The organism is Alteromonas sp. KUL17 (assembly GCF_006538305.1).
GTDB lineage: Bacteria > Pseudomonadota > Gammaproteobacteria > Enterobacterales > Alteromonadaceae > Alteromonas > Alteromonas macleodii.
Genome location: NZ_BJKJ01000001.1, coordinates 75,762 through 89,808, shown reverse-complemented (window position 1 = coordinate 89,808; position 14,047 = coordinate 75,762). Strand labels below are relative to the sequence as shown.

General features: G+C 46.1%; 11 protein-coding genes. 7 read left to right on the top strand and 4 right to left on the bottom strand.

The annotated features are described in order from the left end of the window. Positions 1-49: 49 nt before the first annotated feature. Entirely contained in the window at positions 50-1,681 is a 1,632-nt protein-coding gene (locus KUL49_RS00375; RefSeq protein WP_131135933.1) for a CTP synthase, read from the bottom strand. 156 nt (positions 1,682-1,837) lie between these two features. Next, on the bottom strand, positions 1,838-4,459 hold the full coding sequence (gene mutS / locus KUL49_RS00370) for a DNA mismatch repair protein MutS (protein WP_131136106.1): 2,622 nt from the start codon (positions 4,457-4,459) through the stop codon (positions 1,838-1,840). Positions 4,460-4,602: 143 nt separating this feature from the next. Here mutS and KUL49_RS00365 point away from each other — a divergent pair, with 143 nt between their 5' ends. The 4 genes from KUL49_RS00365 (at position 4,603) to KUL49_RS00350 (ending at position 8,627) form a co-directional block, all read left to right on the top strand. Beyond that, a complete protein-coding gene (locus tag KUL49_RS00365) occupies positions 4,603-5,142 on the top strand; it encodes a CinA family protein (RefSeq protein ID WP_131135932.1) in 540 nt (179 codons plus the stop codon). Positions 5,143-5,262: 120 nt separating this feature from the next. Next, on the top strand, positions 5,263-6,309 hold the full coding sequence (recA, locus tag KUL49_RS00360) for a recombinase RecA (protein WP_131135931.1): 1,047 nt from the start codon (positions 5,263-5,265) through the stop codon (positions 6,307-6,309). A 316-nt stretch (positions 6,310-6,625) separates the two neighbouring features. Continuing rightward, positions 6,626-7,447, top strand: a complete 822-nt coding sequence (locus tag KUL49_RS00355) for an ABC transporter ATP-binding protein (RefSeq protein WP_014978519.1) — start codon at positions 6,626-6,628, stop codon at positions 7,445-7,447. Next, positions 7,431-8,627, top strand: a complete 1,197-nt coding sequence (locus KUL49_RS00350; RefSeq protein ID WP_131135930.1) for an ABC transporter permease — start codon at positions 7,431-7,433, stop codon at positions 8,625-8,627. Before KUL49_RS00355 ends, KUL49_RS00350 begins: the two co-directional genes overlap by 17 nt. A gap of 136 nt (positions 8,628-8,763) precedes the next feature. On the opposite strand, the gene KUL49_RS00345 is transcribed toward KUL49_RS00350, so the two are convergent. Next, positions 8,764-9,081, bottom strand: a complete 318-nt coding sequence (locus KUL49_RS00345) for an EscU/YscU/HrcU family type III secretion system export apparatus switch protein (protein WP_014948509.1) — start codon at positions 9,079-9,081, stop codon at positions 8,764-8,766. A gap of 11 nt (positions 9,082-9,092) precedes the next feature. After that, positions 9,093-11,690 carry a flagellar hook-length control protein FliK gene (locus tag KUL49_RS00340; RefSeq protein ID WP_181412758.1) on the bottom strand — a complete coding sequence of 866 codons (2,598 nt, stop codon included), beginning with the start codon at positions 11,688-11,690 and terminating at the stop codon, positions 9,093-9,095. Between the two features lie 280 nt (positions 11,691-11,970). On the opposite strand from KUL49_RS00340, the gene ccmA reads away from it, so the two are divergent. From ccmA to KUL49_RS00325, 3 genes are read left to right on the top strand one after another with little or no spacing between them, the layout of a single operon-like run. Then, entirely contained in the window at positions 11,971-12,594 is a 624-nt protein-coding gene (ccmA, locus tag KUL49_RS00335; RefSeq protein WP_131135929.1) for a cytochrome c biogenesis heme-transporting ATPase CcmA, read from the top strand. Continuing rightward, positions 12,594-13,259, top strand: a complete 666-nt coding sequence (ccmB, locus tag KUL49_RS00330) for a heme exporter protein CcmB (protein WP_014948512.1) — start codon at positions 12,594-12,596, stop codon at positions 13,257-13,259. The genes ccmA and ccmB overlap by 1 nt, the downstream gene beginning before the upstream one ends. Beyond that, positions 13,259-14,047 carry a heme ABC transporter permease gene (locus KUL49_RS00325; RefSeq protein ID WP_131135928.1) on the top strand — a complete coding sequence of 263 codons (789 nt, stop codon included), beginning with the start codon at positions 13,259-13,261 and terminating at the stop codon, positions 14,045-14,047. Before ccmB ends, KUL49_RS00325 begins: the two co-directional genes overlap by 1 nt.

Sequence of the window (14,047 nt, the reverse complement as noted above, 5' to 3'; positions counted from 1 at the left end):
CAACAATTGAATGGGGTGCAACGGGAGAGAGCACCCCTTTTATTAGAAATTAGTGATTTTCTTTCTGGTATTTTCCTGCCGCAGCAACGAAACCAGTGAATAATGGGTGTCCATCCCGAGGAGTTGATGTGAACTCAGGGTGGAATTGGCCCGCAATGAACCAAGGATGATCAGGGATTTCCACCACTTCTACAAGTCGCTTGTCAGTGGACAAACCACTTACCTTTAATCCAGCGGCTTCTATTTGGTCACGCAGGTTGTTGTTCACTTCGTAACGGTGACGGTGACGCTCATAAATTTCGGCATTACCATACATCTCATGAACTCTTGTACCGTCTATAAGGTGACATAGCTGACTACCTAGACGCATGGTACCGCCAAGATCTGAGTTTTCTGTGCGAGTTTCAGTTGTTCCTGCAGCATCTAACCACTCAGTGATTAGGCCGACTACAGGGTAAGGGGTTTCAGAGTCGAACTCTGTGCTGTTCGCGTTTTCCATACCCGCAACATTACGAGCGAATTCGATAAGTGCTACCTGCATACCTAAGCAAATGCCAAGATAAGGGACTTTGTTTTCACGAGCATAACGCGCAGCAGCAATTTTGCCTTCTATACCGCGCTCACCAAAGCCACCAGGTACTAAGATAGCATCAAGTTGTTCTAGAATTTGGGTACCTTTGCTTTCCACGTCTTGTGAGTCAATGTGGTGGATGTTTACAGTCAGACGGTTTTTAAGGCCAGCATGCTTAAGCGCTTCATTAACAGACTTATAAGCGTCAGGTAATTCAACATACTTGCCTACCATGCCAATGTTAACTTCAGCAGTAGGGTTAGACTCAGCGTAAAGCACTTGTTCCCACTCAGATAAGTCGGCTTCGTCACACTCAAGACCGAAGCGATCTACTACTAGCTGGTCCATGCCTTGTGCTTTAAGTGCAGCAGGGATGCGGTAAATGCTGTCTACGTCTTTCAAAGAGATAACGGCTTTGTCAGCAACGTTTGTGAATAGGGCGATTTTCGAGCGCTCACTAGCCGGCAATGCACCTACTGAACGACAAACGAGAATGTCTGGTTGAATACCAATCGAGCGAAGCTCTTTTACCGAGTGCTGCGTAGGCTTAGTTTTTACTTCGCCTGATGCTGGCATATAAGGTACTAGCGTTAAGTGCATGAACATAGCGCGTTCACGGCCTACTTCGGTACCTAGCTGACGAATTGCTTCCAAGAAAGGTTGTGACTCGATGTCACCTACGGTTCCGCCCACTTCAACAATAGCTACATCATGACCTTCAGCACCTTCAATTACGCGGCGCTTAATTTCATTGGTGATATGAGGGATAACCTGAATAGTTGCACCAAGGTAATCACCGCGACGCTCGCGCTTTAACACTTCCTCATATACACGGCCGGTAGTGAAGTTGTTGCGCTTGGTCATGCGGGTGCGAATAAAACGCTCATAGTGACCAAGATCAAGGTCGGTCTCAGCGCCGTCATCGGTAACAAATACTTCACCATGCTGGATAGGGCTCATAGTGCCCGGGTCGACATTGATGTAAGGGTCGAGTTTTAACATGGTTACGGTGAGACCGCGAGCTTCCAGAATTGCGGCCAACGATGCTGCAGCAATACCTTTACCTAGCGATGAAACTACACCACCGGTGACGAAAATATAATTTGTCATGCGAAACCTAGAACGTTTGGGTTGTATGGTAAATATAGGCTGAGTTTAGAACAAAACCAGCTACACTTTGGACGGGGCGATAGTATACGCAAATTCATGTGGGCAGACAATCAATTTGCCCACATGATGCGCAATTTATACGCGCTTAAGCTTGCTTTAAGATTGGCTCAGGCGCTTAAGTGTGTAGATAAGGTCTAGCGCTTGGCGCGGTGATAGCTCATCGGGTGACAAGTTTTCAAGGGCTTCTACTACTGGGTGCGGCTTATCAGGGAACAGCATTTCAGCTTGGCCTTTGGTATTTGATGTAACTTTACCTGATGCGCTTGTTTTATTTGCACCTTTTACCGAGCTCTTCGCTACAAAAGCCTCATCGTTGGCGTTCTCTGATCCATCTTCCGTGCTGGTCATAAGGTGTGATGATTCCAACACCGCAAGCTTCTGTTGCGCCGCTTTTATTACCGCCTTCGGTACGCCTGCAAGTTGGGCGACTTGTAAACCAAAGCTTTTGCTCGCCGCACCTTCTGATACGGTATGCATGAAGCGTATAGTATCTTCAAACTCCATCGCATCTAAGTGCACATTCACTACGCCGCTTTGCGTTTCTGGAAGTTCAGTTAGTTCAAAGTAATGCGTGGCAAAAAGCGTATAAGCATTTAACTGTTTTGCCAAATAACTCGCGCATGCCCACGCCAGTGACAATCCGTCATAGGTACTGGTACCTCGGCCTATTTCATCCATTAATACCAGAGAGTTTTCTGTGGCATTGTTGAGAATGTTCGCCGTTTCTGTCATCTCAACCATAAAGGTAGAGCGACCTGAGGCTAAATCATCTGATGCACCAATACGGGTAAAGATGCGATCAAGTTTTCCTATGTGGGCGTTTTCTGCAGGCACAAAACTGCCGATACAGGCCAATAATGCAATGAGCGCGGTTTGGCGCATATAAGTTGATTTACCGCCCATGTTGGGGCCAGTAATAATCAGCATACGGCGCTCGGTGTCTAGCTGAAGCGGGTTGGCAATGAAGGGGTCTTTCATTACATTCTCAACCACAGGGTGGCGACCGGCATCATAAGTAAGCGCACATTCTTGACTCAAATGAGGTCGATACCAATCAAGGGAGACTGCGCGTTCGGCAAAACAGCATAGCACATCTAATTTGGCTAGCGCCGCGGCGGTTTCAATTAAGTTGTTTAAGTGCGGCGCAAAGTTGTCGAATAAGGCTTCGTAAAGCTGCTTTTCAAGAGCAAGTGCAGCACCCTGACTGCTTAGCACTTTATCTTCGTGCTCTTTAAGTTCTGGCGTTATATAACGTTCAGTGTTTTTAAGGGTTTGTCTTCGAATATATTCAGCAGGCGCTAATGCACTGTTGGCCCGGCTAATTTCAATAAAGAAGCCATGAACTTTGTTATAGCCCACTTTTAGCGTAGAAATGCCGGTGCGCTCGCGCTCACGTTGTTCCATAGCGTCTAAGTAGTCGGTAGCTCCTTGCGATAGCTTGCGCAATTCATCAAGTTCGGCGTTGTAGCCCTCGGCAATTACGCCGCCATCCCGTATTACCACTGGTGGGTTATCGATAATGGCATCATTTAACAGGGCTTGAAGTTCAGGGTAAGTGCCAATGGTTTCGCTAATACTTCGGATTTGCCCTGTGTCGAACCGAGCTAGAGCATCTTGTAAGTCAGGCAGGGCGTTAAAGGCATTTTTTAGGCGAGCGAAGTCGCGTGGTCTCGCTGAACGAAGGGCTAAGCGCGCCATAATACGTTCTATATCACCAATGTGCTTTAACGCGGTGCGAATATCTTCAGGGTCATCATTAATAAACGTCTCAACAGCATCTAAGCGGCTGTGCAGTTCATGTTGATCAGTCAAAGGCGAATGAATAACCCGCTGTAACATGCGGCTACCCATAGCTGTAGTGGTGGTGTCCATCACGCTGAACAGCGTATTTTCCTGTCCGCCCGACAAATTATGGGTAAGTTCTAGGTTTCTGCGGGTGGCAGCATCAAGCTGAACGCGGCTGTCTTGCTGTTCGGTCTGAATGCGGCGAATGTGAGGCAGAGCAGTGCGCTGGGTATCTTTTACATATTGTAAAACGCAGCCCGCTGCGCCTAAGCCTTTAGTGACGCCTTTTATTCCAAAGCCATCTAATGTTTTGGTTTCAAACTGTGCATTTAATTGTTCTGTGGCGGTATCAATGTCGAATTCCCATTCAGGACGGCGTCTAAGTCCTTTGCGGTTTTCAACCAATGCTAAGCTTTCAAATCCTTCAGGATAGAGAAGTTCTGCTGGGTTAATGCGCTGAATTTCAGCAAGTAGGCTTTCATCGCTGTCGCATTCAAACACAACAAAACGACCGCTTGTAACATCTAGGGTTGCCAGACCATAGTGCATACTGTGACCACAAACGGCGGCCAGAATATTGTCGCGACGTTCTTCTAACAGCGCTTCGTCAGTGACTGTACCAGGCGTAACAATGCGTTGTACCGCGCGTTCAACAGGGCCTTTACTGGTGGCTGGATCGCCTACCTGTTCACAAATGGCTACTGACTCGCCCATTTTCACTAAGCGTGACAGATAACTTTCTACCGCATGATAAGGCACACCAGCCATAGGAATAGGTTCACCACCAGATTTTCCTCTGGCTGTTAATGAAATATCCAGTAATTCAGCAGCTTTTTTGGCATCGTCGTAAAACAACTCATAAAAGTCGCCCATGCGATAAAACAGTAAAATATTCGGATGCTGCGCCTTAATAGTCAGATATTGGCGCATCATAGGAGTATGTGATTCCAAAAAATGCCTCTGCGAATTTGTTGCTGGGTTTAATGCCTGTTGAGGGGAATAAATGATAAACTCACGCCCACTAAGATCAAGCGAAGATCTGATAAAGCACAACAGGTGTAATTAGGTATATCCAAATGAGCACAACATTTTCAACTGATTCGACAGCAAACGCCACCCCTTTAACGCTTGATAGCGCATTATCTGCGCAAGTTCAGGTGTTAGGCGACGCACTAAGGGAAAAAGGTTGGACTGTATCAAGCGCTGAGTCGTGTACAGGCGGAGGAGTCGCTTTTACTTTTACCAGTGTGGCTGGCAGTTCTGATTGGTTTAACCAATCCTGGGTGACGTACTCAAACGACGCAAAGCAAAGCATACTGGGCGTAACAGAGCAGACGCTAAAAGAGTACGGCGCGGTGTCGAAGCAAACGGTAATTGAAATGGCAGACGGCGTGCGCCGTAATAGCGGAGCGCAACTTGTTGTAACGGTTAGTGGCATTGCCGGTCCTGGCGGTGGTAGCAAAGAAAAACCAGTGGGCACGGTATGGTTCGGCTTTTTATGTGGAGAACACGAAGCGCAAATTAAACAGGTGTTTAGCGGCAATCGCGACGAAGTACGTCAACACGCTATTAGCTTTGCGATTACTCACTTAGTTAAAATGTTGAGTGAAAATTAAAAACACTGGTTGAAACTGTATGCTTGTACAGTATAGAATGTGATCATTATTTGGTAATTTCATACAAGATATGGAAAACACCAATACGGAATTTAACCGCAAATCCTAGAGGATACATACGTGGACGATAACAAATCAAAAGCTTTAACCGCCGCAGTTGGCCAAATTGAAAAGCAATTTGGTAAAGGCGCAATCATGCGCTTAGGCGATAACCAAGCCATGGATATTGAAGCGATTTCTACTGGCTCTCTTACCATTGATATCGCTCTAGGTATAGGCGGTTTGCCATGTGGACGTGTTGTTGAAATCTACGGGCCAGAATCATCAGGTAAAACCACGCTAACACTTCAAGTTATTGCTGAAGCGCAGCGCAAGGGTAAAACCTGTGCTTTCGTTGATGCTGAACACGCACTAGACCCGGTATATGCTGAAAAACTAGGCGTAAACATCGACGAACTATTGGTATCTCAGCCTGATACTGGTGAGCAAGCGCTAGAAATTTGCGACATGCTTGTACGTTCAGGTGCGGTAGATGTTGTTATTGTTGACTCGGTAGCGGCGCTTACACCTAAAGCTGAAATTGAAGGTGACATGGGTGATTCTCACGTTGGTCTTCAGGCGCGCCTAATGTCGCAAGCGTTGCGTAAGCTAACTGCAAACATCAAGCGTTCAAATACACTGTGTATCTTCATTAACCAAATTCGTATGAAGATTGGTGTTATGTTTGGTAACCCAGAAACTACAACCGGTGGTAACGCGCTTAAGTTCTACTCTTCTGTTCGTCTAGACATTCGCCGTATTGGTGCAGTGAAAGAAGGCGACGAGGTAGTTGGTAACGAAACTCGCGTTAAGGTAGTGAAGAACAAAGTTGCACCTCCGTTTAAGCAAGCTGAATTTATGATCCGCTACGGCGAAGGTATCAGCAAAGAAGCTGAGCTTATCGACCTTGGTGTTAAGCAAAAGCTAGTTGATAAAGCGGGTGCTTGGTATAGCTACAAGGGCGACCGCATTGGTCAAGGTAAAGCGAACGTAATGAAGTTCTTGAAAGAGAACCCTGAGATCGCAAACGAGATTGAAACCAAGATCCGCCAAGAACTTTTGCTTTCTAAAACAATGAAAGCAGAGGAAGCGGTACTTCAGCAAGAAGACGATGTGCTTCCTGAGTAAAATTAGCGCTTAACCGCATATTAAGAACCCACCGCTAGGTGGGTTTTTTTATGGCTTCATCAAAGGGTATATTAAGAAATATTTACTAACACTTAATGCAAGGCTGAAACTTGTACAACAAATAAAAACAAGGAATGCTGTAATAAATATTTGTAAGTTCAGACTACTAGGGTGCAATGGCCATTACTGCCAAAGCTGGTTAGTACGCTAAAACAACTTTAAACGAATAGAACGGCATAATTTGCGGCTACAGCAAAGCAAGCCTACAACAATAATGAACGGTGCTACTGTTCACACGTGAGAAGAGGGAAGGGAAATGATTGAAATATCAGGCCTTGCTAAGCGTTTTGAGGTGGAGAACCCAAAAAAGCTTAGCGAACAGGAAAAAAAGGACCCGCGATTAAAAGGGCGCTATTTCCAGTCGGTAAGGGATGTGTCGTTTACTTGCGAAAAAGGACAGGTGCTTGGGCTGTTAGGGCCAAATGGAGCTGGCAAAACAACCACACTTCGCATGCTTTCAACAGCACTAAAGCCTGATAGCGGAAAAGTTATCATTGGTGGTGAGGATGTGCTTTCTAACCCTAATATTGCCCGTAAAAAAATTGGCTTTTTATCTAGCTCAACGGGCCTTTATGGTCGTTTGAGTGGCCGAGAGAATATTAGCTACTTCGGTGAGTTGCACGGTATTCCAAAAAATGTGATTAACGCGCGTATTGAAGAGTTAGCTGATTTACTCGATATGCAAACCTTCCTTGATAGACGTGCCGAGAATTTCTCATCAGGGATGAAGCAAAAAGTTTCTATTGCTCGCGCTGTTATACACGAGCCTGAACTAGTGGTGCTTGATGAACCTACTACCGGCCTTGATATTATGGCAACGAGTACCGTGATGGAATTTATTCAGCGCCTTAAAGATAAAGGTACCCCGGTTATTTTCTCTACTCACCACCTTGATGAGGTGCAAACCCTTTGCGACAAGGTGACCGTGATTAACCAAGGTGAAACGGTATTTAACGATTCGCTAGCCGCCTTTAGCGCTTTGTCTGGTAATGACGGGGCTGGCGGGCAAATGCATAAGAGCTTCCTAAAAACACTATCAATGGATTCTGAGGAGATGGGTAATGTGGTTAATCTTTAAAAAGGAATTCAAAGAACTATTACGGGATAAGAAAACCATCATATTCATGATTGGTCTACCGCTTTTATTATTCCCAGCTATTTTCGGTGTCGCGTTCTTTTTCATGAGTTCAGCGGCGGATAAAGCGGAAAATAAAATACTGAAATACGCGATAGTTGGTGAAGCTTACGCGCCAGCAATTGTACAGTCTTTTAACGACGCATCAGATAAATTCGAACCGGTTGCGATTGGCGATGAGACTGACTACGCCAAACTCATCAAAAACGAAACGTTGGATTTTGTTTTGGTTATTCCAGAAACCTTTGATAGCGATGTTTTGCGTTCAGGTCAGCATAAGATTGAGCTTTATCTCAACGATGCTGGTCTAAATAAGGTGATGGGGCGCGTATCCGACATCATTGATGAATATACCGATGCATTCCAACAAACCGCTTTTGCGCAGCTTAATCTAGATGAAACTCAGCAAGAGGCCTTGCTAAAGCCAATCAAGATAGAAAAGCAAAATGTCGCCGACGATCGCGAAGTGTGGGGTGAACGCTTAGGCGGTATGCTGCCATATTTCATCTTCATCTTGTGCCTTCAAGGCGCTATGGCCCCAGCGGCTGACTTAGGCGCCGGTGAGAAAGAGCGGGGTACATTAGAAACACTACTTATATCGCCGATGGACCGTCATAAGCTGGTACTGGGTAAATTCTTTACTATCGCTACTGCGGGGATAATTACTGCGCTTATTACCGTTTCTTCCATGGCTATATGGGGACTGGTGTTATCGCAAGGCATGGCCGTTGAGTTTATGGTTAAGATCATGTCGATGATTGGTCTTGTGGACTTCCTGCTGATCTTTCTAATGTTGGTGCCAGTGGTGGCAGTTTTCGCCGCTATTCTACTATCACTTTCAATTTATGCTCGCTCGTTTAAAGAGGCGCAAAGCTACATGGGGTCGTTAATTATGGTGGTTATTTTCCCTGTAATTATAGCCATGATGCCGGGTGTAGAGCTTAAAGGCGGCTGGGTTTGGGTACCGCTGACTAACGTTGCCCTAGCGATGAAAGAGCTGTTCAAAGGTACCATGGACTACTTTGCACTCTTTGGCATATTTACGTCTACCGCAGTGATTGCAACCGGACTGATTTTTTTCTGTATCCATTGGTTTAATAAAGAAAAGGTTCTGTTTAGATAACAAAACTACTTATCTAGCATTCTTGTAACAAGCCCGCTAAACGCGGGCTTATTCTTTATTGAAGCAAGGCTTTTTTATGTGGTGGACAAAATTGATACTCGAAGTGAAGGTTCAATACACTTTAGTTTTGTGTTTACTACACTTCAAAGTCGATACGCTTGATAATTCCCTCCCAACCAGGAGGGATTTTTCCTTGAAGGACATAAGAATAGGCCAGCAACTCGGCAATTACATAATACAGCGATTCAGGGATATCTTGCCCCACATCAAGGGTAGCAAGGACTTCGCTTAAGTAAGGGTCTTCATGAATTAATATCCCGGTTTCTTCAGCCATGGCTATAATGGCTTCCGCCAAATCTCCGTAGCCTTTTGCTACCACTTTAGGTGCGTTTTTCTTATCGCCGCCGTCATATTTTAGTCCGATGGCGCGTTTTGTCTTTTGCGAATCAGTCATAAACGCTTTACCTAAACCCTAGTTTCAAAGATTTGATGAGGACGCGAATTTAATGTGTCCGGAATGTGGCCTCGCTGGTAACTGGTGTTTTCAATAACCAGGCCGAGCGAAGTAAGACGTTTTTGCAAATAGGGTAGGGTATCGCCAATGCGCCTAAGTACTTCATCGTTGGATGCATATAAGTCTAACGTAATGGTGCTTTTATCAATTTTTGATTTTGCCAACACTTGTCCGCTGTCACCAATGTCCAGCTTCATCGTGATATTCCAAAGAGAACGTTGGCCTGCTTGTGCGTGCTTATTGTCTTGGCCACCCAGCTCTCGTTTTATCAAGAGTTCTGGTGGACTTTGATGTTGTGAAAGTGATGGCAATATATAATAGAAACTATCTTGCCCTTGAATACGGCTATCTACATTAGCAATTTTGTTTTGCTGGTGGCTACTTAGCAGCGTTTTAAGTTGAGAAAGCAGCTGTTGTCTGCCGTCTAACTGGTTCATGTCTTGGCTAACGCGACTTGGTTGAGTCGTTACCCCCATATTCGCTAACGTTTTTGAAACGATAGAGTCAGGCGCATCTATTTGCGTTTTTAAGCCAGGCTGACGCTGCATGGCACGCCCCGCTAGTGCTAATTGAACTAAGGCGACCAGCCCTTGAACGAAGCTGGAAGCGTTTACGGGTGAGGATAAGTTTATTGGTGTGGTAACCAGCGCCTGTGAGGATATAAGCTGCTGCAAGCGTTGCGACAATCCTTGCTCGTTCATATCGGGCGTTAGTTTTTTCGCGCCGTTTTTTAAATCGCCGACAGCGCCTACGTTCTCGCCAGCTACGCTTTCGTTTGTTTTTGAGCTGGTTAGGCTGGTGGGACTATCTGAAACCACAGATGATATCTCTGCGCCTTTACTTTGCGTAGCTGCTAGTTGCGCAGCAATATTACTCAGTAAGCTATTCGATAAACCTTTGGCCTGTGTGCTTAATGCTTGTGCGAGAGAGGCAAATGACACAAGAGAAGGCTTACTTCCACTGTCTTTTCCTTGCGTGCCAATAGTCTCGGGTGACATGATATCTTTTCCGTCAGTCAGAGACACTTTTGCCGTTGCTAACAGTTGTTCACTGGAAGGCTTAGGCGGGCCGATAAACGCTCCATTAGATATTTTGACTTGCGAAGGTTTCGCGTTGAGTGCATCAAGACCTTTTAGGTGCTGCAAAATTTTATCAAAATGCTGGGCTCCATGTGCTTGAGGAGCGCCGCTGCCTGGCGGTAACTTTCCATTCTCAACAATAGCAACGAGTTGGCTTAATGCTTGGCTGGTACTGCCTGTTTGGCTCAATAATACCCGAGAAAGTGTACTAATTGCGTTGTGTACATCCGTTCCTTTAAGCGATGTGGGAGCCGCTGCTTTTAGGTTTGTAATGGATGAAGAGGCTTCGAGCGAGCTATTTCCCGTGACGGCATCGAGCCCTTTCGCCGTCACCTTTGGTAATTGTGCCAGGTCAAGTTTATTTACCTGCTCCAGATTCAAAGTTGGAGCCGAAAGGGAAGGGGCCGTGCTCTGCGGTAAACTTATTTGTAATAACGCGCTTTGTTGCGCAGTACGAATTGAGAGTTTGCTACCCGTTAAGGTTAACGCTGAAAGCACTTTTAACGCGCTGGTGTCTGCACCTGAACTTTGTAACAGCGCGTTAAGTTGTGGCGGGTTACTCAAATTATGCTCAACAGCAACGCCGCCTTGCTTAAGAGCGCTGGAAATAAGCTGTTGCTGTAAGTTGGTACTTACATTTTTATGGGTTATAGCGGCGAGATTGTCGTGGTTGGCTCTTGGTGCAGCATTTTCGTTGGACAAACCTTGAGAGATTTGCAGCGCGATTCCACCGTTGCTAGCTCGGCTTAGCCCGATAACGACCTGCTGACCAACCAGCTTTTGAAGCGCTGCTTTAGCCGTGCTATCCAGCTTTTCAGTGTTTATGTCCGTAAGGGGAACAACCTCGTTTTTAGCCGTAGTGAGCAAGAGTTGCCCAAAGTTTTCACTTTTTGTAGAAATAGAAAGCTGGCCTTTAAGCGTAACGGCGGCGTTATTTGCAGCCAGAGCTTGTGCCACGGCTTTCAGTAATTCAGCTTTATCGGGCGCTGACAATGACGCGCCTTGTTGAGACAAACTTGTAGAAAGGAGTATTGCAGACTGAGCGCTTAACTGACTCTGAGGAGCATTTTGAACACTTTTCGTTTCTGGGTTTGAAACCTGGTCTGAAGTTTGGGGCAGAAGAGCAATTTGCGCATTATGAATAGCGTGTTTGGAGAGTTTAGCGCTAACTTCTGCGGGTAAGACAACGTGCAATACTTGGGCGACCGACGGCGCTAAATTTGACGATGCATTACTCGATGTCATCGTTATCGATAGTACTCGTTCAGGCAAGCGTTCAACTATCACTTTCGCCGCATTGTCTAAAGCGGTAGCCTGCGAAAGCGCAGCGTTGGCAATCACAGGCGTTGCTCCTCGACTCGCTCCTTGAGTAGCGGCATCTGTAGACGATAAAGCGGCCGAGACAGGCGACGTAGGGCCAGTTGTTTGATTTAGAGCGGCTGCCAATAGAGATGATAGTGGTGTTGTCATAATTGAGATATCGGCAATGTCGCGCTTTTCCTTACTTATTTGAGTATAGCAAAGCTCTGTTTGGCAGTTTCGTTATTAACCAGTTGATAAGATGAAGCAAAAGAATTCATCCTTTAGGCGGAGGGATAGCACTTACTCACGACGGATGGCTCTCAGGAAAAATGCCTTTGTCATTGAAGTAAATCATATTTAATTGGAATTCGCGACTGCGAAAAAGCGTTCATGTGGTAGACTAGCGCCATTTTTTAGAACCTCTTTTTAAGGTTGGAGTAGCCAGGTAGTGTTAGAGGCGCGCGAATTAACCTGCAGCAAACGAGACAGAACCCTTTTTGAAGGGCTTTCACTGGTTGTCGAACCCGGTGAGTTGCTGTATTTACGCGGTCCTAACGGTGCAGGGAAAACCAGCTTGCTGCGCATTTTAACAGGGCTGAGTTCAGCTGATTCAGGTGCAGTATTGTACAACGGCATGGACATTTCAGCGGACAAGACAGGTTATTACCAAGACCTTTTTTATCTTGGCCATAAAAGCGGAACTAACGGCAGTCTCTCTGCCCTAGACAATCTATCGTTCTGGCTAGCTCAACATAATGTATCGGTGCCTGTTAACACGCTTTTTGATGTATTAGAGAAAGTGGGATTAGTTGGACTTGAAGATGTGCCCGTAAGGTATTTATCGGCCGGTCAACAGCGTCGTGTGGCGCTATCGAGACTGTGGCTAAAGCCAGCAAAGGTGTGGATACTGGACGAACCGTTTACAGCGCTTGATGTAAAAGGGGTTCACATGCTTGAAAAAAGTATGAAAGAGCACGTTGGTCGCGGCGGTCTCATCATTACTACTTCGCATCAACACCTATCAGAAACTGCAGGGGAACACCGTGTATTCGATTTGGAGTACCGCTTTTAATGTCACTTTACCAAGGAATTTTTAAGCGCGACATGCAGGTTGCGTTCAAGCAAAAAGCAGAATTAGTGCAACCTCTGATGTTTTTGCTGATGGTGGTGACCTTATTTCCCTTAGGCGTTAGTCCGTCTCCCGACACCCTTCAACGCATTGGACCAGGGGTAATATGGATTGCGGCAATTTTGTCATCGCTCATGGCGATGGAAAGGCTTTTTCGCGATGACTTTCAAGACGGGTCGCTAGAGCAGTACATGTTATCTGGTATGCCATTACCAGCGGTGAGTGCGGTAAAAGTGGCTGCACATTGGCTGGTTAGCTTTGTACCATTATTGCTGTTGTCTCCGCTACTAGCCATGTTTTTGAATTTAACGGTCGATATGTATATCGCCCTTGTCTTAACCTTGATATTGGGGACGCCGTTACTTTCCTTAATTGGTGCCATTGCAGTAGGGCTTACCGTTGGATTGCAAAAAGGTGGAGTGCTGTTGGCACTGCTACTTATCCCTGTCTTTATTCCGTTACTGATATTTGCCACGTCGGCTGTGGATTCTGCCGCACTGCAATTACCTTATCATGCGCAACTTGCTATTATTGCCGCCATGCTTTTATTGGCTGCGGCATTGGCACCGTTTGCCATCGCATATTCTTTAAAAGTGAGTCAAAACTAATGTGGAAGTGGTTACACCCCTACGCAAAAACAGAGCGAGCCTATCAGCTTTGTTTAACTTTACAGCCTTGGTTTTGGGTTGGCGCTCTAGCGTGTTTAAGCGTAGGCTCCGTGTGGGGGCTGGCCTTTGCGCCTCAAGATTATCAGCAGGGCGATTCATTTAGAATCATCTATATCCATGTACCTAGCGCCATTTTGTCTATGGGCACCTATGTGGCCATGGCGATTGCGGCCTTGGTGGGTATGGTTTGGCAGTGGCGCACCGCTTATATGAGCATGATTGCTATGGCGCCTATCGGCGCAGTAATGACGTTTATTGCTCTGTTCACCGGCGCCGCTTGGGGTAAACCAATGTGGGGCGCTTGGTGGGTGTGGGATGCACGCCTAACTTCAGAGCTTATTCTGCTTTTCTTGTACATGGGCGTGATTGCTCTTTACGGTGCTTTTGAAGATAAACAGCAGGCGGGTAAAGCCGCAGGCGTGATGGCGCTGGTGGGCGTAGTAAATATTCCTATTATTCACTACTCGGTAGAATGGTGGAACACGTTACATCAAGGCGCGACCATTAGTAAATTCGACAACCCTTCAATTGCCCCTGAAATGCTGTGGCCGTTGTTAATTAACCTGCTGGGCTTCGCTTTTTTTATTGGGGCTGTGACCACGGTACGATTACGTAATGAGATTGTGCTTAGAGAAATGCACAGACCTTGGGTGCAAGCCTTGGCATTAGATAATGTGTCGAAACAGACCAGCGGCTCACCTAACGGTAATTTAAAAGAGGGCAGTTAA

Excerpts from the sequence above, each read along its gene's own strand:
- KUL49_RS00340 (WP_181412758.1), bottom strand. The coding sequence starts at position 11,690 with ATGACAACACCACTATCATCTCTATTGGCAGCCGCTCTAAATCAAACA.
- KUL49_RS00325 (WP_131135928.1), top strand. The coding sequence starts at position 13,259 with ATGTGGAAGTGGTTACACCCCTACGCAAAAACAGAGCGAGCCTATCAG.
- ccmB (WP_014948512.1), top strand. The coding sequence starts at position 12,594 with ATGTCACTTTACCAAGGAATTTTTAAGCGCGACATGCAGGTTGCGTTC.
- KUL49_RS00350 (WP_131135930.1), top strand. The coding sequence starts at position 7,431 with ATGTGGTTAATCTTTAAAAAGGAATTCAAAGAACTATTACGGGATAAG.
- mutS (WP_131136106.1), bottom strand. The coding sequence starts at position 4,459 with ATGATGCGCCAATATCTGACTATTAAGGCGCAGCATCCGAATATTTTA.
- KUL49_RS00375 (WP_131135933.1), bottom strand. The coding sequence starts at position 1,681 with ATGACAAATTATATTTTCGTCACCGGTGGTGTAGTTTCATCGCTAGGT.
- KUL49_RS00365 (WP_131135932.1), top strand. The coding sequence starts at position 4,603 with ATGAGCACAACATTTTCAACTGATTCGACAGCAAACGCCACCCCTTTA.
- KUL49_RS00345 (WP_014948509.1), bottom strand. The coding sequence starts at position 9,081 with ATGACTGATTCGCAAAAGACAAAACGCGCCATCGGACTAAAATATGAC.
- KUL49_RS00355 (WP_014978519.1), top strand. The coding sequence starts at position 6,626 with ATGATTGAAATATCAGGCCTTGCTAAGCGTTTTGAGGTGGAGAACCCA.